This is a genomic window from Shewanella sp. KX20019 (assembly GCF_016757755.1).
Taxonomy (GTDB): Bacteria; Pseudomonadota; Gammaproteobacteria; order Enterobacterales; family Shewanellaceae; genus Shewanella.
Genome location: NZ_CP068437.1, coordinates 2,183,589 through 2,208,397 on the forward strand (window position 1 = coordinate 2,183,589; position 24,809 = coordinate 2,208,397).

The 24,809-nt window shown below is 44.0% G+C and carries 18 protein-coding genes and 1 tRNA gene; 10 read left to right on the forward strand and 9 right to left on the reverse strand.

Going from position 1 to position 24,809, the window contains the following annotated elements; all coding sequences use genetic code 11:
- Window positions 1-13 precede the first annotated feature (13 nt).
- The gene (locus JK628_RS09615; protein WP_237524180.1) at window positions 14-478 is read right to left on the reverse strand and encodes a DUF6942 family protein; all 465 of its coding nucleotides are present in this window, start codon (window positions 476-478) and stop codon (window positions 14-16) included.
- A gap of 112 nt (window positions 479-590) precedes the next feature.
- Here JK628_RS09615 and JK628_RS09620 point away from each other — a divergent pair, with 112 nt between their 5' ends.
- The gene (locus JK628_RS09620; protein WP_202289768.1) at window positions 591-2,030 is read left to right on the forward strand and encodes an alpha/beta hydrolase; all 1,440 of its coding nucleotides are present in this window, start codon (window positions 591-593) and stop codon (window positions 2,028-2,030) included.
- Here the strand turns inward: JK628_RS09620 and JK628_RS09625 are convergent.
- Window positions 2,020-4,209, reverse strand: a complete 2,190-nt coding sequence (locus JK628_RS09625; protein WP_202289261.1) for a sensor domain-containing diguanylate cyclase — start codon at window positions 4,207-4,209, stop codon at window positions 2,020-2,022. The genes JK628_RS09620 and JK628_RS09625 overlap by 11 nt on opposite strands.
- Before the next feature lie 454 nt (window positions 4,210-4,663).
- Here JK628_RS09625 and JK628_RS09630 point away from each other — a divergent pair, with 454 nt between their 5' ends.
- Window positions 4,664-4,888 (forward strand): cytochrome c3 family protein, encoded by a 225-nt coding sequence (locus JK628_RS09630; RefSeq protein ID WP_202289262.1) that lies wholly within the window; start codon window positions 4,664-4,666, stop codon window positions 4,886-4,888.
- 61 nt (window positions 4,889-4,949) lie between these two features.
- Here JK628_RS09630 and JK628_RS09635 read toward each other — a convergent pair.
- The 4 genes from JK628_RS09635 to JK628_RS09650 all read right to left on the reverse strand — a co-directional run bounded on the left by JK628_RS09635 (window position 4,950) and on the right by JK628_RS09650 (window position 7,445).
- A tRNA-Pro gene (locus JK628_RS09635) sits at window positions 4,950-5,026 on the reverse strand.
- Between the two features lie 135 nt (window positions 5,027-5,161).
- Entirely contained in the window at window positions 5,162-6,946 is a 1,785-nt protein-coding gene (locus JK628_RS09640) for a DUF3413 domain-containing protein (protein ID WP_202289263.1), read from the reverse strand.
- An 83-nt stretch (window positions 6,947-7,029) separates the two neighbouring features.
- Entirely contained in the window at window positions 7,030-7,248 is a 219-nt protein-coding gene (locus JK628_RS09645; protein ID WP_202289264.1) for a YejL family protein, read from the reverse strand.
- A 17-nt stretch (window positions 7,249-7,265) separates the two neighbouring features.
- Window positions 7,266-7,445, reverse strand: a complete 180-nt coding sequence (locus JK628_RS09650; RefSeq protein WP_202289265.1) for a hypothetical protein — start codon at window positions 7,443-7,445, stop codon at window positions 7,266-7,268.
- 257 nt (window positions 7,446-7,702) lie between these two features.
- On the opposite strand from JK628_RS09650, the gene yejK reads away from it, so the two are divergent.
- The 3 genes from yejK to JK628_RS09665 all read left to right on the forward strand — a co-directional run bounded on the left by yejK (window position 7,703) and on the right by JK628_RS09665 (window position 10,715).
- On the forward strand, window positions 7,703-8,731 hold the full coding sequence (gene yejK, locus JK628_RS09655) for a nucleoid-associated protein YejK (RefSeq protein ID WP_202289266.1): 1,029 nt from the start codon (window positions 7,703-7,705) through the stop codon (window positions 8,729-8,731).
- A gap of 241 nt (window positions 8,732-8,972) precedes the next feature.
- The gene (locus tag JK628_RS09660) at window positions 8,973-9,854 is read left to right on the forward strand and encodes a 6-carboxytetrahydropterin synthase (RefSeq protein ID WP_202289267.1); all 882 of its coding nucleotides are present in this window, start codon (window positions 8,973-8,975) and stop codon (window positions 9,852-9,854) included.
- A gap of 18 nt (window positions 9,855-9,872) precedes the next feature.
- Window positions 9,873-10,715 carry a M23 family metallopeptidase gene (locus tag JK628_RS09665; RefSeq protein ID WP_202289268.1) on the forward strand — a complete coding sequence of 281 codons (843 nt, stop codon included), beginning with the start codon at window positions 9,873-9,875 and terminating at the stop codon, window positions 10,713-10,715.
- A 111-nt stretch (window positions 10,716-10,826) separates the two neighbouring features.
- Here the strand turns inward: JK628_RS09665 and JK628_RS09670 are convergent, their stop codons facing one another.
- Window positions 10,827-11,333 (reverse strand): DUF2062 domain-containing protein, encoded by a 507-nt coding sequence (locus tag JK628_RS09670; RefSeq protein WP_202289269.1) that lies wholly within the window; start codon window positions 11,331-11,333, stop codon window positions 10,827-10,829.
- Between the two features lie 158 nt (window positions 11,334-11,491).
- On the opposite strand from JK628_RS09670, the gene JK628_RS09675 reads away from it, so the two are divergent.
- The 5 genes from JK628_RS09675 (at window position 11,492) to JK628_RS09695 (ending at window position 20,661) form a co-directional block, all read left to right on the forward strand.
- Window positions 11,492-13,732: a DNA internalization-related competence protein ComEC/Rec2 gene (locus tag JK628_RS09675; RefSeq protein WP_237524181.1), complete on the forward strand. Its 2,241-nt coding sequence runs from the start codon at window positions 11,492-11,494 to the stop codon at window positions 13,730-13,732.
- Between the two features lie 33 nt (window positions 13,733-13,765).
- The gene (gene msbA, locus JK628_RS09680; RefSeq protein ID WP_202289271.1) at window positions 13,766-15,589 is read left to right on the forward strand and encodes a lipid A export permease/ATP-binding protein MsbA; all 1,824 of its coding nucleotides are present in this window, start codon (window positions 13,766-13,768) and stop codon (window positions 15,587-15,589) included.
- Window positions 15,590-16,588, forward strand: coding sequence for a tetraacyldisaccharide 4'-kinase (lpxK, locus tag JK628_RS09685; RefSeq protein WP_202289272.1), 999 nt, complete (start codon window positions 15,590-15,592; stop codon window positions 16,586-16,588).
- A 4-nt stretch (window positions 16,589-16,592) separates the two neighbouring features.
- Complete coding sequence (locus tag JK628_RS09690) at window positions 16,593-16,769, forward strand: Trm112 family protein (protein ID WP_202289273.1); 177 nt, start codon at window positions 16,593-16,595, stop codon at window positions 16,767-16,769.
- Between the two features lie 826 nt (window positions 16,770-17,595).
- Entirely contained in the window at window positions 17,596-20,661 is a 3,066-nt protein-coding gene (locus tag JK628_RS09695) for an Ig-like domain-containing protein (protein WP_202289274.1), read from the forward strand.
- Window positions 20,662-20,788: 127 nt separating this feature from the next.
- On the opposite strand, the gene JK628_RS09700 is transcribed toward JK628_RS09695, so the two are convergent.
- Together JK628_RS09700 and JK628_RS09705 are read right to left on the reverse strand one after the other, a co-directional pair.
- Window positions 20,789-23,137 (reverse strand): hypothetical protein, encoded by a 2,349-nt coding sequence (locus JK628_RS09700; RefSeq protein ID WP_237524182.1) that lies wholly within the window; start codon window positions 23,135-23,137, stop codon window positions 20,789-20,791.
- An 840-nt stretch (window positions 23,138-23,977) separates the two neighbouring features.
- On the reverse strand, window positions 23,978-24,769 hold the full coding sequence (locus JK628_RS09705) for a DsbA family protein (protein ID WP_202289276.1): 792 nt from the start codon (window positions 24,767-24,769) through the stop codon (window positions 23,978-23,980).
- Between the last annotated feature and the right edge of the window lie 40 nt (window positions 24,770-24,809).

Consider the following 24,809-nt stretch of genomic DNA (forward strand, 5'->3'; position numbering starts at 1 on the left):
TCGCAAGATCCTACTAATTAAGTAACTGTAATCCCAGCTCTTCTCTTAACTGGTTTATCTGTTGGTTAGGAAATTGCCGATAATCTAAATATGGACAAAGATAAATAGCTTGCTGTGGGTGTTTCAATAGCTTGTTACATTGGCTATTTATCGAGATAAACTCATTAATGTTTAACTGCAAACCCTGTGCACTCTCTTGTCCACATATAATGTGAACTTTTGAATTAGGCTGCAAAGATGAAGCTGCAAAGCCAATTGATTCTTTATGCTTTAATAATTGAATATCACGATACTGCCGCCAATCTTGGCCATTAACCATTATTTTTGCCATGATAGTCAGGATCTTTCGCCAATGATTGCCATTTAATTCAATGAGCGACTGAGTTGCATCTATATCCCGATAGCCCCAATTCGTGGGCAACACCGGAGGGTTAGGGAGGTAAAAACAGTGACCAGCAAGTTCAGTTCCAATCATCATATTGCCTACTTGTTTCGCGTTAAAAACAGTGTAAGTTATCATTATCTTGTCTGTATTCTATGTCGATTTATTTACCAATACCAACAACTTAAATACGTGAGTAAGTTTGATGATGAAATCCATTATTATTGGTTCAACGAAGCATTTAGCTTTTGCCCTATTTTACTCTTCAATAGGCACCAGTATCGCCCTAATTGCGGCTGCCGTTTGGTATTTAAATTCACGACCCGCATTGGACCTATGGCATACCACCGAACTTGAGGCGCAATATCGGCAACAGCCGAGTGTTGTAAGCTTTAAAGACTATTTACGCTTAGAGGAGAAGCTGTTCGAAGAGGTTGAGCGCAAGGTCAGCAGTAAGACAACTTCAGATTCTCTGTCTGTGGTGAATCGTTACGTGCCAGGCAGTTATTCCGATCCTAACAAATGGCCGCAAAATTGGAATAGAAGTTTCGAATGGAAAAATGAACATGCAGAATACGGCGTTTTATTGCTGCATGGGATGTCTGATTCACCTTATGCGATGCAGTACTTTGCCAAACATTATAGAGCGTCGGCTCATGTACTAGCCCTTAGATTACCAGGCCATGGCACGTTGCCCTCAGGGCTCACCGATATAAAATGGCAAGACATGGCAGCAGCAGTTTCGATTGCTGTACAACATATGCAGCAGGTTATGCAGGATAAACCACTCTATGTGGTGGGCTTTTCAACTGGTGCTGCACTGGCACTTAATCATGAGCTTGAGAAGCTAATGCTAGGAGATACAGGTGACTTCTCAGGCTTAGTGTTTGTCTCTCCAGCAATAGGGTTACCGCCCGTCGCCGCAGGAGCAAAGTGGCAGGCACGGCTTGGCCATTTTTTAGGACTAGATAAGCTGAGCTGGAACAGTATTCAAACCGAATACGATCCTTTTAAATACAGTTCATTTGCTGTAAATGCAGGTGATGTTGTTTATCAGCTTGCTAGTCGAAACGTTGAGTTACTAAATCAACTGGATAGTCGGTCATTAGCTCAATTAGCGCCAATGTTAACGTTCCAATCTTTGACCGATGACACTGTAGATTCAATGGCAGTACTTCGTGATTTATATCTACAACTGCCTGTTAATAACCATGAATTAGTGATGTTCGATATTAATCGCACTCAAGTCAATTTAAGCCTAATGCCAACAGACCCCTTGTTACCCTATGTTGATTTAGTTGACGCGATGAAATTCGATTTTGACTTTACGTTAATTGAAAACACAGGTGAGGTAAGGGGGGAAGTACAGGCAAGAAATCTTACCAATGGAACAGATATTGAAGCTATTGCGCAGCATTGGCCTAAACAGGTTTATTCATTGTCTCATGTTGCCTTGCCATTTCCTGAAGCCGATCAACTCTATGGTCCTCATAAAGTACACAATGGCAATAGAGTTCAGATAGGAGCCGGTGCTTCCAAGGGAGAGCGAGGCGTGCTTAGCGTTTCCCCAAGTGAAGTTCTTCGACAAAAGTGGAATCCATTTTTTGGTTATATGTTGAAGAAAATGGATAGCGTTATCATTGATTAAAATCATTTTTGGCGCAGCTATCTAACAAGGTGGTAAACACTAATTTGTTTCGGCCACCATGCTTAGCGCTGTACAAGTTGATATCAGCTTGCTTTATCCAGTCTTCAAGCGCATCACTGTAAGTACCATTAGCGATAACGGCTCCAATACTTGTAGTGACATTGAAATGGGTTGTTTTATCCGTGCTTTCAATGACGGTGTTGGCGAGTCTTTGTTTGAAATTCTCAAGGTGAGATTCTATTTTTAATGCGTTACACAGAGGCATAATGATGAGGAACTCTTCACCTCCGTAACGCACGATAATATCTCCATCTCTTTTAAAATCATCTTTTAGCAGTTTAGCTACTGTCTTAAGTGTTGCATCGCCACTTAAATGCCCATAAGTATCATTAATGTGCTTAAACCTGTCGAGATCTAAAATGGCAATCGCAATGACTTCATCTGTTCTTTGGCAGCTTTCTTGGATGGCTGAAAACTTATCTTCAGCATAGCGACGGTTATAAAGCCCTGTGAGTGAGTCTTTTTCAGCAAGTGTCTTTAATTGTTCATTCGCTTGCTCTAATTCAAATGTTCTTAAGGCTACTTTTTCCTCTAACTCTAATTGGTAGCCTATGAGCTGCTTTTTACTTTGATTAAGACGCTTATAGAGAGAGTAAATCTCTTTTGGTGAACCGTCATCGATACCGTAGTTATGATTGATATTTCCATTTGAGTTACTGAATTTGTTGGCTATTTCTTCTAAAGGCCGCGTTAATCTGGCACTGATAACCCGCGTTATAAGGAAGGTAATTAACATAGAGATAATCAGTATGGCAAAGGTTGCGATATACATGTTTTCGACTAATAACACTAAAGGTCTAAAAGGGTTTAGCACGTACAGTTTCCATCTGTTATCAAGCTTGAAGGATGAAAATACATATTCAGGCGCCATGCTCTCCTGATCAAGAATGTTTAGCATCGGCAACGGAGTAGTATAATCAGTACTATTTTGTGAATAGCTAAATTCAGACAGTGGAGCGATACTCAGTTCTGGTGAAGCAAAAATAACCCTATTCTTGCTGTCAACCAGTACGATAGATTGATTCTTAAATGTTTTATTAGTTTTGTCTATCTCTTTGAACTTACTCAGATCAAGCGAACCTTCAATAATTCCGATAGGACGGTATGCATTGTCAGCAGCATAAATAGGTGCGCTTATCGCAACAATAGGGTCGTTACCAAAGCCCCGACCTAAAAAGACCGGCGATATGAAATTTCGCTGGTTTACAAAAGCTTCAATAAAGTAATCCCTGTCAATAATGCTGAGTTCAGCCTCATTATTCGTGCGCCCTCTTAATCGTGAAACTGGACTGGCTCCTTTGATATCACCTTGTTTGTTGGCTATCAGCATAGTGATGAACCCTGGGTACATCTGATGCAACTTAGAAAGCGATAGTTGCTGCTGAGGTAAGCTCGCTTCTCTTAAACTTAAGCTACTTGCAGCATTGTTTAAGGCTTGAACATGAGTATCGATATAAGCCTGAGCCAATGTTCCTAGCTGCTGTGCCGATTCTTTTATATTTTCGCTCAATAAGGCTTGGTAGCGATTAATAAACTGATTATTAAACAGCAGTGCAGCTAAAAGCAGAGCTAAGGAAATGACTAGAGTAAATGCGTAGGTTAGCTGCGCACTAAAAGTACGTCGCTGCTTGCTCTTTGATTTCGGTTGATAATTCCAAAATGAGGGGGTTAAGATTACCAGTAATGAAGCTATGCCAGCATAAAAAACTCCATTAATGCCTTGCTTAGCGATAATGAACGGCAGGTGGCTACTGGGTAAATTGGTATTGAGTATTGCATACAGATAAAACAGTGGCATCCCAATGGTGAACCAAAAAACAATACTTGCGTAGAGTGAGTAAATGTTTTTTCGCATGGCTAAACCTAAGAATAATGCTTCTATCGGAAACAGCAAATAAACATGCAAACTATCCCATGCGATAAATAACCCTGACACAGTAATCATCGCCGTATAAAGCGCATACCATGGGCCGAATAAGATGGCACAGATCACGTAACTAGCGTTGCCAAGAATAAGTTGTATGTTGGCAAATAAAGGAGATGGATAGAGGTTAATAATTAGGCCTGCGAGTCCCAATATTGATGCGATGAGGAGTTTCTTATGTTTGATACTATCCAAAATCGTAACCTTTGCTTTAACTAAACGAGTGCTGCAAGCTCGTTACTTTATGATTAGAACTGACATTTACAATCTATTAACTTTTTTCATGGATAGCAACTGTTAAGAGAGCACTTGAGATGATTTCGATGCGTTTGCTGCTCGTTCAAATACGACCTTTTAAAAATGACGATAATTTAATTGTTACTTGGTTCGCTTTTGCGCTGTCTATTGCTGAATCCCTGTATATAAGATCTAGTTCACATCATCGATATATTGTCATTCATCCATTCAGCATTTATTCATGAATAAGGTGTTTTTTAAGACTCAGTTAATGTTAATTCTTATGATATCAATATAGTTTTAGTCTTTATTTTTCAATGGGCTTTAGCTGGTGGGATTTTTAAAAATGTGTCTTAAATCGATTGTAATAAACAGATTTTAAGTGCAACAACTCCGTGATTAAGGAACCGTTATGAAATACTTATCGATGTTTGCAGTGCTGGCTTTTTCTGCTTCAGCTATGGCTGTAGATTGTACTGATTGTCATGAAACAATTGATATCACTGCTCACACTGAAATGGAAGCGACAATCAATACTTGTAATGATTGTCATGATATGGCTAGTGCGCATGAGTTAGATACTGAGATCCACACTGTTGATTTAACAATTAAAGAGTGTGCTGATTGTCACGACTAATGAGTACTTGTTGAGCACGCAATAAAAAAGCCAGCTGATAAGCTGGCTTTTTATTGGAATTTGGTCGGGATAACAGGATTTGAACCTGTGATCTCTTGTCCCCCAGACAAGCGCCCTACCGAACTAGGCCATATCCCGAATTACTCTACAGAAGCCGTTATAAACGAGGGGGAGTTCTGAAGAGCAAGCACTGTATCAAGTCATAATTGTGAGTGCAAGCGCTTCAGCTGAGTCATTGTTTTGTTTGGCTAGTTTATGCTCTCTTTACGTTTCTTAATGGATATAAAAGCGTCTTCCTTCACGCATCACTTCAATTAATTCTGGCGCGCTCATTTTCTTTTTAAGACGTTTATCATATTTACTATCGTAAATTCGATATTTACCATGACGATCAATCGTCGTTATTTCAGATTCTTGGTAGATGGCAAAAATACGGTGATCGCCAGTATAGACCCATGATGTATCACTAGGCTGCATCAGATTGCTACCAGCACTAAAGTCTGTGGCTGGGTTAGTACAACCCATCGCTTGGGTCATTAACGTTGGAACAAGGGCATTATGGGTCGTTCGGTAATTAATACGTTTAGCGACACGTTGGTTTGGCCAATGAATAACCATGGGCACTTGAACACTGTCGGGCGACATATTGACTCGGGCTTCAGTTGGATTGCTAGTAAACATTTTGCCGCTTACGCCGGTAATAACAACTAAGGTATTTTCCGGTAGGTCGCTGAAGATTTTTCCTAGCTGAGTATCGATAAAATTCAAAGATTGACGGTATTGATTGAACAATACCTTTTGAGCGGGCTTAAGTGCCTTATCAGCTTTTACCGTTTTAATCCCTAAGAAACCGATCGGGGTGTCGTAACTATCTGGCGACTTTAGGTTTAGTAACGTGAACCAAGGCTTTGTTGATGCTTGGGTCCATTCATACCAACTGTTAATTGAGCTTAGGTCTGAGCGAGCGTAGCTATCTTGATCCGGTGCGTCAATACGTTCAAAGTCATCAAAAATAGCTTGGGGGCGAGCAATAGTATCGGCTGTGGTAAATAAACCTAATTGATAACCGTCGGCGACTAGCTCTTGGGTTAATACCGGGCTTTCATAGTGCAGGTCTATCGCGTTCATATAGCTGCCTTGTAAGCCATAGAGTAGGCTAAACATACCGCTGCTAAACTGGTTGCCACCGCTAAGGTGCTGCTGAAAAAATTGATTTTGACCGGCATAGGCGGTTAATACTGGCATGGTCGTGCTATCAACTAGTTTGGCTTGCAAGCTGTCAATCGCAATAAATAAAATATTAGGTTTATCGTCTGCTACGCACTGCATTGGCGAAAGCGGATATTTTAGGCTGGCTTTAGGTCTAGTTTGTGCTTGATGGACTTGAGTGTTGTCGATGCCATAACTTTCCATAAAGCTTCTTGCCGTAGCTGGGTAGGATAACGGGTATGCGTCATCAAACTGGGTTATTTCAGTCATCTCATTTGCATCTCCCCAAATATGGATAAGATGGCTGGCAACAAAGCATAAACCTACCACCGCAACAACTTTATTGCCGTAGTTACGCTTACGAATTTTCTCGATACGCTTCCACAAATAATTAGCGAGAGTGAGCTCAAGCGCTAAAATACCGATAGGCGTAATAATATAGGAGGTGCCTTGCAGTAGTCCGTTGAGATCAGTCCACGCTAAGTCAAACACGAAAGGGCTGAGGTGCAACCCGTAATCATCATAAATAATGGTGTCGTAAAGCAGAGCACATAAGCTTAATGTCGCGACAACAGCAGCATAGCCTCTTAGGATCTTTGAATAAGGTAGTAACAAGGTGACAGGGAAAATGAGCACCAGGTAGACCATGAAAGCGAGAAAGCTAAAATGACCAATAGTACTCAATGTTAGATAAACTGAGCCGATAATCGATTCGGGAAAACCGACAGTGTCGAGATACCGATAACCAACGATAATGGCGAGTAAGCCATTAATGAAAGCAAACCAATGCCCCCAACTTACTAAGCGTGAAACTCGATCTCGTCCTATCTGTTTTTGTCGCTCAACCATGTTGACCCATTATTCTCTTAATGCGGTTAATGGGTTTAATCACTACTATTAAACCCTTACTCAATGTGGTTCTTACACTTATCTTAGCTATTTTTTACTGACTGCGATAATGCTTTGGCAAACTGCTCAGTCACAACTTTACGCGATTCAGCTGGTACTTTGTTTTGCAATAGATGTGTAACACAATTGCCTAACGCCATCAGACTTAAGTCTGTTGGTGATTGATGCTTCTCTAACACTGCTAAAAGTTCAGCAATGATAGATTCAACTTGCGTGTTTGAATATTTTGATTTGATAGCCATAATTGAAACCGTTCACTTTAAATCCTGATTAACGGCATATAATAACGGATTTTTCCAATAAGCTCTGCACTTTTTAGCGTTGAGTGAGTGCTTTTATCATTTATCACATCGATGATGTGAGTAATGTCGTGCTTGCTGGTTATCCTCAACATAACGGTTAATAGCATCATCGGTATAGTGTATTGTGCAAATTTCATTATTCAACCGACATTTTTCAGTTAAAAACTGCTGATGTAAGCCGTTTTTATAGCCTTTAATTACCGCTCTTTTTCATCGCGAACAATTCATTTTCTGCCACCATTTTCCGTATGAATTTCTGGGTTTTGTCTGCTATGATATCTGCCATTACGTTTGCAACACAGTTGATGATTTATCGACGCTGTGGTTGCAAATTATTTACCTACAGAGCTGACTACTAGGCTATGGCTCTTAAGCAACTTTCTATCGAGGCTCAATGAGTATTAACGTCGAACAAGCAATTATCCATGCCATTTCTCAAGATGGAGAAGGCCAGCTAAGCTGTCGCTTACGCCCACAGCCACTATTAAACAGCCAAGCGGTAGAGGCAATGTTGGATGAACTTCATCACACTTATACCGGTAAGGCGGGTAAAGGCTTTGGCCACTTTGGTATAAGCGGTGAAGATGGTGAAGCTAACACCAAGTTTGAAAACGCACTAAGTCAATATCGTAGTAACGAACTGGGTTTTGTTGAGTTTTCCGGTATTGCAGGTAAATTGTTGCAAGAAGAGTTAGCCAAGTATGACTTTAGTACGGGCGGGTTTCTATTACTGTCCTGTTATACCTACATGACCAGTGATTACCTTTTTGTGTCACTGCTCAATGCCAAATCATCGATGACAGTTTTAGATGATATGGAGTTAACTCAAAATACTCATCTTGATCTCAACAATGTACAACTTGCTGCACGTATTGATTTAACGGAATGGCAAGCGGATCCAGACTCTAAAAAGTACATCTCTTTCGTACGTGGACGAGCGGGCCGTAAAGTGGCTGACTTTTTCCTCGATTTCATGGGCTGCGTAGAAGGTATCAATACCAAGGCGCAAAATAAGTCATTATTAAATGCAGTTGAAGATTTTGTTGGCGGCAGTGAACTGACCAAAGATGAGCGCCAAGTGGCGCGTGAACGGGTGTTTGATTACTGCACCGAGCGTTGTGATGAAGGGGCCGACATTCAGATTAAAGATCTTGCCGACGAGCTAGCAGATCAAGGCATGGATTCATTTTACGACTTTGCACAAGGTGGCAGCTATGAGCTTGAAGAGGAGTTCCCAGGAGACAAGCCAACACTGCGTCAATTGAAGAAGTTCTCTGGTACCGGCGGAGGCGTAACTTTAAGTTTTGATGGCCAACATCTTGGTGAAAGGGTGATTTATGACCCAGTGTCAGACAGCATCATTATCAAAGGCGTACCTGCAAACCTTAAAGATCAACTGGATCGTCGCTTAAAAGGCGAATAGTAGCCAGTCATCCAATGCTACTGAGTTTAAGCCGAGTGTTTTATCACTCGGTTTTTTTATCGCTGCAGCTCAATAATAGCGTTGATTAGGCTTAAAATGGTCGAATAATAATGCTTATCATTGTAAGCTACAGAAATTATGAAAAAGGCCACTTAAAAGTGGCTTTTTACCTGTTTTACATCCTGCAGCCATCGCTGCCTGGACTGTGCAAGGTAGACTGTTTTTCTACCTAGGAGCTTAAATGCAACTGTTCGTTAAAGATTTAACTGTTATCGATTTTTCTTATCTTTGCCCTATACGTGGCATGGTGGGTGAAAGTTGGATTGTCGATGTTTTGCTAGATGGTGGATTAGATGAGCAAAACATGGTGCTAGATTTTGCTAAAGTGAAGCGCACCATTAAGAGGACTATTGATGATGTCGCTGATCATCGATTGTTGGTTCCAACGGCCTGTAGTGAGGCTCGTTGGCAGCAGCAAGGCGACAGAGTATGGATGGATTTTAACAGCCAGCAAGGTGACATGCATTTAGCATGTCCAGCACAAGCATTCGCCTTAATCCCCAGTGAAATTATCGACTTTGAAAGCGTTAATAGTTTTCTGCAAAAAGCGTTAAAAGAGGTCTTGCCTGCGAACGTTGAAGGGATCTCTTTGACGTTAAGAAATGAGGTCCATGACGCTCCATTTTACCATTATACCCATGGCTTGAAGAAGCACGACGGCAACTGCCAACGTATTGCACATGGGCACAGAAGCCCTGTTACCGTATTCGAAAACGGCATAGCCGCCCCTAAGTGGGATGAGTATTGGGCTAAGCGCTGGCACGATATCTACCTTGGTAGTGAAGAAGACAGTGTATCGGTGGATACCCTTACACTGTCACCACAAACAGATGTGAACGACAACACTCATTTAGGTTTTCATTACCAAGCGCCACAAGGCGATTTCCAACTTGCCATGCCAAAAGCGTGTTGTGATGTGTTACCACACGATACAACAGTGGAGTTGTTAGCCGACTATATGGCGCAAACCTTGTCAGAAAAAGTGCCTAGCAGTGCCTTTAAAGTGATCGCTTTTGAAGGGGTCGGCAAGGGTGCAATAGCAAGTCGTAGCGCAAATAGCTAATATTTTTTAGGAGTCACTTTGAGCAAAATAATTCCCATCATCATTGCAAGTCTCGCCAGCAGTTTATCTTGGCAGGCAAGTGCCCAAGTTCAATTGAATGGTGACTTTAAGCAAGGTTCGTTAATTCGCGCCAAGGTTCAACCGGGTACTTTGGTGTATTTAAACGATGCACTTATTGATGTTAATGCTGACGGGCAATTTGCGTTTGGTTTTGCTAGAGAAGCAGAGCTCAAGCAGTTGCTGAAGCTGGTTTATCCTGATGGATTAACTGAGCTTAAGCCACTGACTTTAGCAAAGCGAGAGTACAAGATCCAAAAGGTGAACGGGATCAGCAAGAAAATCATGAAGCCTGATCCCAAGGCCCAGAGTCGTTCGGCACAGGACAGTAAGCAGGTTAAGGCGGCGCGGGCACAATTTACTGAGAGCAATGCATTTAGCCAAACGTTTATCTGGCCACTCACTGGCCGTATTTCAGGCGTATACGGCAGTCAACGTGTGTATAACGGTAAACCTGGAACGCCGCATTATGGGGTAGATGTTGCGGCAAAAACGGGGACGATAGTGGTTGCACCTGCTGATGGTATTATATCGCTTTCTGTTAGCGACATGTTTTACTCTGGCGGAACAATGATTATTGATCACGGCTACGGTGTCAGTTCAAGCTTTTTGCACTTGAGTAAGCTGTACGTTAAAGAGGGGCAAGAGGTAAAGCAGGGCGATAAGGTCGCTGAAGTAGGCGCTACTGGCCGTGCAACAGGACCACATCTTGATTGGCGAGTTAATTGGTACCAGATGAGGCTCGACCCAACCAGCATCGTTCCTTCGATGAAGAGCGTACTGGAAAAGCAGGCAGCGAACTAGCGTCAGCATCTCCAAAGCAACAAAAAAGCAGCGATAAGCTGCTTTTTTGTTATTAGGGTTTTTTTAAGCAATCAGAACCAGCAGCTCAAAACGCAATAAGTGATAGTGCTATCACTTGTTGCGGTTTCTCCACTTAAACAGGACTGAATACTTCCATAAGGTTTTAATCAAGAAGAAGGACGTAACCGAAAACAGCACCCCAAAAACAAAGCAACCCGTTAGAAAAGAGGGCCCAATGGTTTCGATTGACGACTCAACCCACTGCCAGCTAGCTTCAAAAGCAAACTCTTGCGGATGATGCCCCAATATTTTTGCCCCTAGCATATAGGCCATATAAAACATAAACGGCATCGTCACCGGGTTTGTGATCCATACAAGTGCCACTGCAACGGGTAAGTTGACGTTAAATAAAATCGCTAGCGCTGCAGCCAGTACCATTTGAAACGGCATAGGCATCCACGCCACAAATAGTCCAACAGCGAATGCTCCCGGTGCTGAACGCCGATTGAGCGCCCATAAATTAGGCTTTAGTAAAAGATCGCCGAACATGCGTAGATTCTTATGATTACGCAGTGTTTCAGGCTTGGGCATAAATCTTTCTATAATTTTTTTTGGCATAACTCGAATTTGCTGTCTTAACTTACTTCATTATGAATGGATTCATGTGTGGCTTTTGCGCCACTATATTATCAGCAATGGTCTGGCCATCGCTCCCTCAGCTGTCTCTATTGCCGCTTTGTATTTTAGTGGCGATGGTCTTAATTCGGCGGATCCCAATGCTAGCTGGTTGCTTGTTCGCACTTAGCTGGATATCGATGTTCTATGCATTTTTAATGGAGTGGGACACCACTAAAAATGCCGATGCTATCAATATTAAGGGCGAAATCATATCACTAGTTCATGCAAACGGCGACTGGATTAGTATGGATATTATGCTGGTTGATTCAATTTTGCCCCAAAAACTAACAAGAAAACTTAGGTTGTCGTGGTCAAACCCGCCTACAGTAAGGGTTGGGCAGCAGTGGTTATTAACTATAAAACCTAAGCCGATTACTAGCCCTTTAAACCAGGGAGGGTTTAATCAGCAGAAATACCTTCTAAGTAAACATATTTTCATGAAAGGTAAAGTAACAGCAGGGCAGCTGTTAAGCGACAATAAAGGTGTTAGAGATAAACTCATTGAACAGTTGAAGCCAGTATTGGCTGGGTACGCTGCGCAAGACCTGTTGCTAGCACTGTTGGTTGGCGATCGAAGCCTAATGACATCAGAGCGTTGGCAGCAGTTGCGAAACACGGGGACGGGTCACCTGTTTGCGATATCTGGGTTACACCTGTCGGTTGCTAGCTTGTGGATATATCTTGTTAGCAAAGTATTACTGTTTAACTTTTTACCGACTCAAGGGCGGCGAAACGGCGTGATTGCGATGGTACTTTGTGCCGTAGCTGCCATTGCTTACGCCTATCTAGCTGGTTTTTCTGTGTCGACTCAGCGCGCGCTTATCATGCTCTTAGCCTATATTTCGTCATGGTTATTTAACCGTTTTTCAAGTAGCTGGGAAAGATTGCTGTATGCGCTATTCATGGTGCTATTACTGGATCCTTTGAGCCCGCTAAGTGCAAGTTTTTGGCTCTCCTTTACTGCACTGGCAGTTATTTTGCTCACTGTAAGCAAGTTTGACCCGCCACGGCTTAAAGCTGTTGAAACTAACGTAGCGTCACAGCAGCCTGCAGCGGTTTCAGTTCCCCAAGTATTGCTTAAACAAGCAATACTTGGCTTTAGAGCCACTCTACGATGGGTCGTCGCATTTTGGGCGGTACAGTGGCGGTTGGCTGTGGTTTTAGGGGGAGTACAAGCGATATTTTTTGCAGGCACCTCGATCATTAGCATTGCAGTAAACCTAATTTTGGTGCCTTGGTTTAGTTTTATTGTTTTGCCGATATCACTGTTGTCTCTGTTGATCTTTATCATGGCGATGTTGGTTGGTGTTGATCCTGAGTTAGTTGATCTTTTTTGGCTGAGCCAATTAACGATGGAGCCTGTGCTCATGTTGTTAGACATTGGCAGTGGTATTCCATTTGCTTGGCTTGGTTTATCAATGCAATGGATAGCGGTCATGATTAGTGCAGTACTGGGTATTTGGCTCTGTTGTCAGTTTCGCACCATGCGTTGGCGCTTAGCATTTAGTGTAATGACGCTTCCTGCGGTGATATTGGCTTTGCAAACGATATTCGGTATTCAACAGCAGCAATGGAAAGTTCATCTATTGGATGTAGGCCAGGGTTTGTCGGCCGTTATTGAACAAAATGGCCGAGCAATTATTTACGATACTGGTGCCAGTTTTGGCGAGAACTTTAGTTATGCCGACCGTATCATTCTGCCATTTTTAAACAGTAAAGGTATTACGAAAGTAGACTTCTTAGTGATTAGCCATGCTGATAATGACCATGCTGGTGGTACATCCGTCATCATGGAGGCTTTCCCTGAGGCTATTGTCATATCCGACGATAAAAGATGGGGAATGGTTAATTGCCGACCCAAAAAAATGCTGTGGCAAGCAATTAACCTCGAGATCATTGGCCCTTTAATACCCGCCAAAGGAAATAATGGTTCATGTGTGATTCGTTTTGCTAGTGGCGATAACAGTCTGTTATTAACCGGAGATATTGAGCATGGGGCTGAGCAAAAGCTGATAGCCCATAAAAGGATAGCGAGTGATGTGATGACAGCACCACATCATGGCAGCAGAACATCCTCAAGTGATGGGTTTATTAAAGCGGTATCACCGCAGTTGGTGTTGTTTCCTGCTGGGTTTAATAATCGCTATGGTTTTCCTAAAAAAGATATTATGAGGAGATATCATGATTTGGGGATCGCTACATTAGTCAGCGGAGAGCTGGGGCAAGTTAGTGTTGTTTTTCAGCCAGAAACTATTAATTTTTACACATATCGTTCAGATTTTGCGCCATTTTGGTATAACCAGGTGTTAAGGTTTGGTGAGATGAAAAATCCAGAGTAGAATGACTCTTTTGCCAATACGTAAATTCTATCAATGACAACATCTCCTAAAAGTGAAGTCTGGACAGTCTTTAAGCGCCTTCTCGGCTATTTGAAACCTCTCAAGAAAGTACTGTTTTTTGCCGTTATTGGCTTAACGATGTACGCATTAGTTGATGCGACATTTATTGCCGTTATAAAACCTTTCATTGATGAAGGCTTCGGCGGTCAAGCTAGTCAGGCGGCTTCTGGCGTTGGCGGATTAACCAACGTTGATCTTGGCACTAGTAATGGTTTTAGCTCAGGCAATGACGTGTTACTCATTGCTCCTTTTGTGGTCATAGTGCTCTTTAGTCTGCGCGGCTTAGCGAACTTTTTGTCAACTTATTGCATCTCTTACATGAGCGCTCGAGTGATAATGGATATGCGCCAAGAGGTGTTTGAACATTATTTGACGCTGCCTGTGAGTTATATGGACAACGAGAACACCGGTAATTTAATTTCCCGTGTTACCTACGACACAGAACAAATTGCCCGAGCATCCGGTAGTGCGCTCATCACCATAGTACGTGACAGTATCACTGTCATCGGCATGATCAGCATCATGTTCTACTTCTCATGGAAATTATCATTAGTCATCTTAGTTGTCGGTCCGATTATCGGGCTGGTCATTACGGTTGTTAGTCGCCGTTTTAGAAAAGTGTCGAAAAATATACAAGCGGCAATGGGGGGGGTCACTGCAGCGACAGAGCAGATGATTAAAGGTCATAAGAATGTACTGTCTTTTGGCGGCCAAAAAACAGAAGCGCAGCGCTTTGCTAAAGTAAACGACCAAAACCGCTATCAAACAATGAAACTCGCGACGGCTCAAGCGATTAGTCAACCACTAGTGATGATTATTGGCTCGTTTGCTATCGCGTTTATCCTATATGCTGCAAGCATCGATAGCATGAAAGCTGAGCTCACGGCAGGTACCTTTGCAACCATTTTAGGTGCCATGCTGGCGATGTTACAACCGATTAAAAACCTGACCCGCGTTAATGCCGAATTTCAACGTGGTATTGCAGCGTGTACCACAGTATTTGAATTGCTAGATACCAAGCCCGAAACTGATAGCGGCAAGCTTGAAGTCGACCGTGTTGTTGGTGAACTCGCATTTAATAATGTTGATTTCAGTTACCCTGGCCATGAAAAACTTGCGCTAAACGGTATCGACTTTAAAGTTGAACAAGGCCAAACGTTAGCGTTAGTTGGCCGTTCAGGTTCTGGCAAATCGACGATAGCAAGTTTGGTCACCCGCTTTTATACAGGGCTCAAGTCGGGTGAAATTACACTCGATGGCGCCAATATAGATGAATACAAATTGACCTCACTGCGCAGCCAAATAGCTTTGGTCTCGCAACAAGTGACGCTATTTAATGACTCAATTGCTAATAACATTGCTTATGCCTACCCAGGCGAAGCTTCGCGAGAGCAGATTATTCACGCTGCAACACTAGCGCATGCAATGGAGTTTATCGAACCGATGCCGCTAGGACTTGATACTCAAATCGGCGAAAACGGTGTCATGCTCTCCGGTGGTCAAAGACAGCGTATCGCGATTGCGAGAGCGATATTACGTGACTCGCCAGTATTGATTTTGGACGAAGCAACATCGGCGTTAGATACAGAGTCGGAAAAAGCGATTCAAGATGGCCTCGATAATCTAAGACAAAATCGTACTTCGATTGTGATTGCTCACCGATTATCAACCATTGAAAGTGCAGATCAAATACTCGTGGTTGACCAAGGGCAAGTTGTTGAACGCGGCACTCATACCTCTTTACTTGCAAAGCAGGGCGTATACTACAACCTGTATCAGATGCAGTTTGGTAGCTAGATGCAGTCTTGGATAAACAAGTTATGGTATCAAGGTCACCCACTTAGATTTTTATTGTGGCCGTTATCGGTATTATTTGGGGTAATTACCTGCCTTAGACGAACCCTGTTTGCTTTGGGGATCGCCAAGCAAACTAAGCTGCCAGTGCCAGTTATTATTGTGGGCAACATTACCGTGGGTGGTAGCGGTAAAACGCCTACGGTTATTTACTTGATTGAACTGTTGCGGAAACACGGTTATAACCCAGGTGTAATCAGTCGTGGTTACGGTGTCGACATTGACGGTGTTCGCGCAGTTTTACCTGGTGACACAGCTGCAAAGGTGGGTGATGAACCCGCAATGCTGGTGGCAAGAACAGCGGTTCCTATGGTCGTAGGCGCTAAAAGAGTAGATGCCGCAAATGCGCTACTCGAAAACTTTAATGTTGATGTGATCATCAGCGATGATGGTTTGCAGCACTATGCCCTTGGACGCGACATTGAACTGATTATTCTCGACGGTGAAAGGCGTCTCGGCAGCGGCATGCTATTACCTGCGGGCCCATTAAGAGAGGGCAAGTGGCGCATGGCAAACGTTGACCATGTTATCGTTAATGGCGGGGTAGCGCTGGCCGCGGAACTGCAGATGCAGCTGCAGCCGACGCAGTGGTTGCCAGTATCAGGCTATGCTGCTGAGCATACGGCCCCCAAAGCGGACCAGGCTGTTGTGGCTATGGCGGGAATAGGCAATCCAGCTCGTTTTTTTGATAGTTTAACTGAACAAGGCTTCAAGTTAGAAAGCAGACATGCGTTTGATGACCACAGCGCATACAAAGAAGCAGAATTGATGGCACTAACAGGTGATAAACCGTTAGTCATGACAGAAAAAGATGCGGTGAAATGTCGCGAATTTGCAAAAGATAACTGGTGGTATTTAGCCGTAGATGCGAAGCTACCACCTTCATTTGATCAACAACTTCTGGCCCGAATTAAACAATTGGCCGTAGAGAAACAAAGGTAACAGCATGGCATTTGATAAAAAATTACTCGAGATTGTGGCGTGTCCAGTGTGCAAAGGAAAGCTAGAGTACAGCAAAGAAGATCAAAAGCTTATCTGCAAATTTGATAAGATTGCCTACCCGATAAATGAAGGGATCCCGGTGTTACTTGAGAATAAAGCAGAGCCGCTAATCGAAGGCTAACCCTATTGGGAGGGTTGTTTAGACTCGCTAAGCAGAGATTGAAATTAACCTCTGAATTGATGTATTTAAAAAGCGCTTTTGAGCGCTTTTTTACTGTCCTCTCTGTGGAACCGTCCCATTCTAAGTCGGTATCGGCACATGCAACTGGAGTTCAAACTCCTGTTGGCAAGGGCTGTTTGGTCCTGCAATACAGATATTCACCACATTCATTAGGCTAGCCAATGTTTGAAGCTATTCGTTATTCTCGGCTCTGTCATCCTCGGTAACAGTCTACCTCCGGCATATATGCAGTCGTATACTTAGGGCACCTAACTCCGCATACTGGCTTTGCCTTCGATTTAATATCAGCCGCAGCGCATGAGGCTCTGAACTGAGCAGATACTTATATAGAATGGTATGAGCTGTGAATTATTAATAGCTGGTTTGCATAACGCCTTATTTCTAGAGTTAATATCTGCATTAGTTAAAACCCTTCAGTATAAGTTGATACTTTCAGATGTTGTTCGCCTTACCTTCTGATAACAACTTTCACCATAATAGCTCAAAAATAGAACAGGTTTAGCCATTGATTCCTTTTCAATTACTTAGCTTGATCGGTGGTTAAAAAGTGAGCGATCGATCAAAAAACGATCAATTACTGTTTGTAAATTCACCGACCCCTTTGCTAGTATGCCGGCTGGTTTAACTGGTCAGCCCAGAGCTAGTATGCGCTGCAGACGCTCTGCTGGCGATTATTTAATAATCCTTGTACCAGAAGATTCAAAATAAGAAATCTGTCATTAGATCGGTTTAGTTAACTAAGTTTTACTTTTAGGGGAAATGATTTTTGAACAAAGAAAATGTCATAGTGGCATCGAACTCGGCTGCCAATTTTTTAAAGCTCCCAGCCACGGCATTACTGGTTTTTTCAGCCATTACTTTTTCCACATCTTCGTTTGCCGTATCTGCAAACGCGGATGCACATGCCAGTGCCACAGCTCAGGAGAGATCCTCAGCCCAAAGCAAAGCGCAAACTAAAGACAAACACGCTCACAAAAATCAAGCAGAAGAGCAGACCTTGATGCTTGCTAACCGTATGGCTGAGTATCGCCATGCGAGTAAATCAAATAAGAAGCAACTCAAGCAAGAGTTGATTGCATACGCTGAGGCTCGTCAGACACTGCTAATCGACTTAGTCAAAATTGATCCCGCTGCGGCAGTACGTGCCGTGTTGCCAGAATCTTCCAGAGCCGGTATGCCGGAGGAAGTGCTGGCTATGCTGACTCAAAAGAGTGAGCTTAAAGGCGAGTTGCAAGTGTTATACGTGGATTATGACGATAGCGGTAAGAGTCACCTGCGTCATTCGTTAATGACAGATAACGGACCAATTGAGTTGTACCTGTCTAAAAATACAAAGTCTGATGAACTTAAGTCGGGCACTCGTGTTAGCGCTAAAGGCTGGATGTTTACCGGTAATAACTCGGACGAAATGGACTCAAGCGCGTTAGTTCTCAATGATGAGCTAGATGGATTGGCGCTTCTAGCTGATACCGCTATGACTACGACCACCATTTCCGAGTCAAGTTTATCCAATACATTAGGCGAACAACGCACCTTGGTTCTTCTGGTCAACTTTCAAAACAATGCCAGCGAGCCATGGACTGTTGAACAGGCGCAGGAATTGGTTTTTGGTCCTGTGAACGACTATTACCAGGAAGCGTCTTATGGTCAGACTTGGTTAAGCGGAGATGTACAAGGCTACTTCACCCTGCCAATTGATGCGACTTGTAGTACTAACGCAATCGACAATTACGGACGTCAAGCGGTTATCGAAAGTGGTATCGATGTTGAAAATTACGATCGCTGGGTGTATATCTATCCCGAGAACAGCGATTGTGGCTGGACGGGGCAGGGGACTATTGGTGGAAGCCCTTCTCGTGCGTTCATCAATGGTTCAATGACACTGCGCACTGTTGGGCATGAATTGGGTCACAACCTTGGATTGCACCATGCTAAAGATCTTGATTGTTCTGATGGGGTATTGGCTGGTCGTTGTTTGTCATTTGAATATGGCGATACCATGGACATTATGGGTAAATCTGAAGTAACGGGCCATTTCAATGCTTTTAGTAAGCAACAACTCGGTTGGATCACATCTTCAGCGGGTGAAGTTATTACTGCTGAAAGTGATGGTAGCTATCAACTAGAACCCTATGAAACTGCGCCAGCAGGTAAAGCCAAGGGACTTAGAGTACGACGCGGCATTGATGCTGATTCCGGACTGCCGCTGTGGTATTACCTCGAATATCGTCAGGCAATTGGTTTCGATAGTTTCCTAGCCGGTAAGAGCGGTATAACAGATGGCGTGGTATTGCATCTGGCGACTGAGAACGACATGCAGAGTAACTTGTTACTCGATATGACACCCAACAGCGGCATTTATGATCTCGATGATGCAGCATTACTAGCAGGTACCAGTTATCAGGACCTTGATGCTGGCGTTACCATTACCACCGAATGGGCTGACGCCTCGGGTGCCAGTGTCAATGTAAGCTATTCAGGTCTTAGCTGTGTTAAGGCGAATCCAAGTTTGTCATTGCTACCTAATGAAAGTGCTTGGGTAGAGGCGGGAACGCTTGTGACCTATAGCGCATCAGTCACCAATAATGACAGTACAGACTGTGCAACCTCTGATTATGATGTGTCGGCGCTGGTGCCTAGTGGCTGGACGGCGACAGAGAAGAGTCTCAGCTTAGCGCCCGGGATGAGTGGTACGGTGACGCTGAATGTAAGCTCATTAGATACCGCAGCCGATGGTTTTTACGACATTGAGTTCAGTGCTGCAGACCGCAGTAATAGCGATTATGCTCAGACTGGTATCGTCAGTTATGTGGTGGACACCCCTGTCGCGGCCTGCGTCATGGCGAGTCCAAGATTTATCTTGTCTGTTGACAACAGTGGTGAGCTAGCGCCGGGTGCGGTTGCGACCTACCGCGGCACTATAACCAGTCAGGATAGCAGCAGCTGTGAGAGCAGTAATTTCGATGTGGCAGCGAATGTGCCAGCGGGTTGGAGTGCTGATACGCTAGGTGTGAGTTTGGCGCCGGGTGAGAGCCGTAATATTAGCTTAAATGTGGAGTCATCCACAGTGGCGCAAGACGGTACTTATGATTTCGATTTAAGTGCTAAAAATAGTCAAGACAATCGCTATACTGGCAATGATATAGCGAGTTATACGGTATCGAAGCCGTTACCGACGTGTACGCTTGCTGCGCCTTCTATTGTGGTGTCGAATCCTCAGGGAGCCGAAGTCATCGCTGGGACTCAGGTGAGTTACAGCGCGACTGTGACCAGTCGAGATAGCGAGGCCTGTTTAGAGGCCAGTTTTGAGGTGTTTGCCGATGCGCCTACTGGCTGGAGCGCAAGTAATACCAAGGTCAACCTAACACCGGGTGGCAGTGCAGTGGTGAATATTAGCATCACTTCTGACGCGGCAACGGCTGCTGGGGCATTTAACATCGCCGTTAACGCGAAAAATACAGCTGAAACAGATTATATCGGCAGTGATAGTGTCAGTTACACGGTTAAATCAATTGCTAATACGGCCCCTGTCGCGGTCAGTGATAGCGTAACTATGTCCTCTAAAACATCGGTCACCATCGATGTGCTAGCCAATGACTTTGATGCTGAAGGTGATGAGCTTACTATCGTCTCTGTGAGCCAAGGCGCCAAGGGCAGTGTGCAAATTACTAGCAGTGGTCAGCTGTTATATACACCGGCAAAGAGCTTTAAGAGCAGCGATAGCTTTAGCTATACCATCAGTGACGGTGATATGACGGCAACGGCTTCGGTCAGCCTTAGCTTGAGCGGTGGCAACGGTAATGGCAATGGTCATGGCAATGGTAAAAAATAGTTAGTGCTACCATTTTTTATCTTAAATCAATTTTTATCGATTGCGATATAAAAAGGGCGGCGGTATTGACCGTCGCCCTCTTTGCTATATCAAGCTTGTAGCTTAGTTAACATTCGAGTGCTATTAGTTACTCATCAGTAATAACTTGAACCGCTACGCCATTGACAACTTCATCTCCCTCATCGTCTGCGACTACGGCGACGACGCCGTTAACACCAGATGCGAGGAAATTGATATCGTCAGTATTCTCAATACCAGGCTTGAGCTCTATGGTAAAGGCACAACTGTAGGTATCGGTAGGAGAACCACTGTAACCCAGTACAGTTCCTATACTACAGGCTGAATATGCCACGCCGGCATGTTCACCGCCGATGGCATTCAGAATGGTAAAGGCTGTATTGAAATTACCGTCGGCAACCGTGATACCTTGCACTGTGAGTGCGGTTAAGGTCACGTCTTCGATACCGGCATTGGTTAGCTCAAGCACCACTAACATACTGGTGGCGAACGCCATATCCGTATCAGGGGCTTGCGGTGTAAAGGTCACTAGCGCGTCATCCGTGGCATCCACGTTTTGACCGTCATCATCAATACCTCTGATCGTGGCCGTATTGAGGTGGGTTTCACCTGCGTTACCCTGCAGACCCTTAGTGATATCACAACTTGCATACTGGCCAGGAAGCAGCATAAAGCCACTAAGTGCTGTCGGCGTTATAGGTGCGCCATTCTTACTGTCGACCATACATTCACCGGTTAGGTTACCGAATGGAATGTCGGTCAGACTGCTGAAGGTCACTTCATCCACACCCGCAGCGTTAACGCTAAAGGTGAAGTTGTAACTCACGTTGCTGTAATTATTGGGATCGTCACCGGTCTCAAGTACTGAGGTTGGTGTCGCGGTTTTAACTAGGGTTATCATCGATGGCACATCACGTATATCGACCATCGCAGAGTCGCCGCCGGTTGCCTGATCAAGCTCATCATCTTCCGCAGTTGCTGACACGGTATTAGAGTGTAGATCGCCGGCATCGCCGCCAATGAACTTAGTGAAGGTACAAGTGTAAGTTCCGCCTAAGGCGATACTGGTTGACACGCCTGAACACTCATCGGCGAGAAGATCACCAAAGTCGGTGTCGTTTAGCGCTGTAAGCGTAAGTGGAGAATCCCAGAATGCGGCATCATTGTCGACTGTTATCGTAAACTCGACATCATCACCCGGTTCCAACACCCATGTTGGATTGGCGGTCTTAGTGACTGTAATCGCCGGTTCTAGATTGGTGATCTGCACCGTGATCTCGTTACTACAATGATCGCCATCAATGCTACCTGGAATGGCTGCACAGCTATCACCGTCAGTGACGGCATCACCGTTCTTATCTTCCAGAGCTAGTATCACTAAGTCGTCATAGAACTGCGGACTCTGATCGTCGGGCAAGTCTCGGTCAACAATATGCACCGTGAAGGCACAACTGTATGAACCGCTAGGCAATATTTCCCCGCCGTTAGCAGGCTGTGAACAGTTAGTCGCAGTCAGATATACGCCGTCTACCATAGGCAAGACAGTATCTAGGCCGTTCCATAGATCAATTGATCTGTCGAACGTTCCTTCGCCGCCAATATCAATCTCATCACTTAGCGATGTGATAAACAGTGAGGTTTGCGCATTAGGGTTAGTGAAGCTGACTGTATAGCTAAATGTTCCGCCTGGCTCACTACGAGATGACTGGGTGGTTAGCGTTTTAACCACCGTTGGTGGGGCTGGTTTGATAAAGACATCAATATTAAAGGTGTCACAATTACACTTGGATTTATTGTTGGGGATCTGACCAGCGTAAGGATCTTCGTCAGTCGTACAGTTGCTACGTTCTATGTTATCCCAGGCTGCACAGTAGGTGAAGTCGGCGCGATTATCCTGATCCTCATCCGAACACAGCATGGTGATAGACTCACCCGCTAGTACGTATTCATCTGGGCCTAAAGCCTTGGTAATATCGCCACATTGATCGCCGTCTAACTGAACATCGGCAGTTTCGCCACTGGCACCAGGGATCGGCAAGATCATACTACAGTCGCGAAGACCTGGGCCATGGACGACTTGAGGGCTAGCATCTGTTAAAGGTAGATAGAAGGTGGTGTCCCAGCGCTCATTAGCGTTGGTTCGCACCGTCACATCGGCATCGAAGGTAAACACTTGCCCGAGGTTACACTCAGCGCTAGGGTCATTCGGTGTCACCCTAGTGATTTCGACGTCATTGGCGGTACAGTTGAGTTTGTCCTGGGCGAGCTTGTTGCCCGGTTTGAGCAAGTAGGCATCTGCCATACAGAATTTTTCAGCCTGTTGCGGCGGCGTCAGATTGAGCCAGTCGTAAGCACCTGCGTTGGCTGGCGTCAGACTGGTCACTCCATAAAGGGCTGTTGTGCTTATCAGCGCAATACCTAGCGCTCCGATAAGCCGTTTGCATTTGAATCGTTTCATAATATTTACCATCCTATAAGTGAATACGGATAAAACGTGCTAATTACTTGTTAGTTATTAAAAATTTCAATAAGTTGTTGCTTGGGTTGTTTCAATATTTGGCGTAAAAGCATGGTTACGCCATGGTTGGCATATTGCCGATAAGACTGATTACCTGGCTGAAACAAGCGTTTGTTACTGGCTTACAGTGAGGTAAATTTCAAACTTATGCTTGAAGAGTAAGCAAGCGTTAGGCCGTTTTTATAAGTTATTGAATATGTTGATTAAACATCTTAATCGGCTGGGTTTTTAGTGCCATTCTGTATCACTGATGTAACAGCAGTTAATGATGATTTATCTTAAGTAGTTGTTTATAGGTGGTTTTATTGCGAAATTGTTCACGTTGGCGCTGTAACGCCTGTTACAGTTACTGTTGCAATGCTGAGCAAACAGACTGGCGCAACTGTTGTCTCTCGCAGAATATGATTACCATTTAAATTGGAGATATATTGACTATGTTCGAGTTAAGGTAGTTGTTAGTAGAGCTCTTTTTAAATTTAATTAGCGGCGGGGATGTTAGGCTTTGTTAATGGTGAAAGTCTGGCTGGGATCTTCGAGTCAGAGCAATAGAGCGGTATAATTAGCAGCTCTGTCGTTGAGTTGGTTTAGCGTCTAGAGTAATGGGCATAGCCAGCCCTTTAATGGGCTTTCGGTAACGCATCATGGCTACAGCCGATGCACTGTTGGATTGGAGTTATTGATAGGAAAATTGCCAGTAAGAGGTTGATATGAACTGTACTGGCATTGTGCGATTCCATATTGCAGCAGATTAACTGAAAGTCTCCTCTTACCTGTGGCTAATTAATCACTTTTTTCAGGTTTGGCGAGCAGTTCATCCATTAGAACTGCGAAGGTTTCATAGCTTTGCGCGCCAACGACAAGCTTTGGACTTATCAATTGATTGCCTTCGATTCTACCAATGATAAAGCTGGGCGTACCTCTTATCCCCAGAGAGGAGCCGTAAGCGATATCTTGTTGTACTTTACTCGAAATAGCTTCATCTGCGAGGCACTCGGCAAATAGGGTGAGATCTAAAGATAAGTCAGTGGCAGTCTGTTGGTATAGTGCCTCATTGAGTTGTTGCATGTTTTTAAATAGTGAGTCGCGCATTGGCCAATATGCATCTTGTTTAAGGCCACAATTAGCGGCAATGGCGGCACCTTCGGCTTTTGGGTGAAACTTAAGCGGGAAATCTCGAGTGAGGTATTGGACTTTGCCCGTATCGATGTAATTGGACTTTATCTTAGTGAATGTTTGGTCGATGAAACGCTTGCAATACGGACATTGGTAATCAGAAAATTCAATGATTGCCAATTGTGAAGCTGCGCTGCCCAGTAATGGAAGGCTGCCGTCTGCATTGAAATTAGTTTGCGTGGGTAAGGTTTTGTATTGGGGTTTTTGCGAGCTCATGGCGATGGTATGAATATCGTTAACTTGACTGCCTATACGACTGATCTCTTTCTTCAATAGGCTAACGTCTTGCTTGAGCGAGGTTATCTTTTCTTTTAAGTTTGCATCACCTTGTGGCTGGCAAGCCACAATGAATAGCGATGTCAGCATGAACACAATGGATTGTTGTTTATATCTTAACATTGCCGTGATCCTCGGGTGTTTAAGTGGATTTGGGGTTCTT

Bases quoted from the DNA above. Each gene is read 5' to 3' on its own strand.
- JK628_RS09615 (WP_237524180.1), bottom strand. From the start codon at position 478: ATGATGATTGGAACTGAACTTGCTGGTCACTGTTTTTACCTCCCTAAC.
- JK628_RS09620 (WP_202289768.1), top strand. From the start codon at position 591: ATGAAATCCATTATTATTGGTTCAACGAAGCATTTAGCTTTTGCCCTA.
- JK628_RS09630 (WP_202289262.1), top strand. From the start codon at position 4,664: ATGAAATACTTATCGATGTTTGCAGTGCTGGCTTTTTCTGCTTCAGCT.
- JK628_RS09640 (WP_202289263.1), bottom strand. From the start codon at position 6,946: ATGGTTGAGCGACAAAAACAGATAGGACGAGATCGAGTTTCACGCTTA.
- JK628_RS09645 (WP_202289264.1), bottom strand. From the start codon at position 7,248: ATGGCTATCAAATCAAAATATTCAAACACGCAAGTTGAATCTATCATT.
- JK628_RS09650 (WP_202289265.1), bottom strand. From the start codon at position 7,445: ATGAAATTTGCACAATACACTATACCGATGATGCTATTAACCGTTATG.
- yejK (WP_202289266.1), top strand. From the start codon at position 7,703: ATGAGTATTAACGTCGAACAAGCAATTATCCATGCCATTTCTCAAGAT.
- JK628_RS09660 (WP_202289267.1), top strand. From the start codon at position 8,973: ATGCAACTGTTCGTTAAAGATTTAACTGTTATCGATTTTTCTTATCTT.
- JK628_RS09670 (WP_202289269.1), bottom strand. From the start codon at position 11,333: ATGCCAAAAAAAATTATAGAAAGATTTATGCCCAAGCCTGAAACACTG.
- JK628_RS09675 (WP_237524181.1), top strand. From the start codon at position 11,492: ATGCTAGCTGGTTGCTTGTTCGCACTTAGCTGGATATCGATGTTCTAT.
- msbA (WP_202289271.1), top strand. From the start codon at position 13,766: ATGACAACATCTCCTAAAAGTGAAGTCTGGACAGTCTTTAAGCGCCTT.
- lpxK (WP_202289272.1), top strand. From the start codon at position 15,590: ATGCAGTCTTGGATAAACAAGTTATGGTATCAAGGTCACCCACTTAGA.
- JK628_RS09690 (WP_202289273.1), top strand. From the start codon at position 16,593: ATGGCATTTGATAAAAAATTACTCGAGATTGTGGCGTGTCCAGTGTGC.
- JK628_RS09700 (WP_237524182.1), bottom strand. From the start codon at position 23,137: ATGAAACGATTCAAATGCAAACGGCTTATCGGAGCGCTAGGTATTGCG.
- JK628_RS09705 (WP_202289276.1), bottom strand. From the start codon at position 24,769: ATGTTAAGATATAAACAACAATCCATTGTGTTCATGCTGACATCGCTA.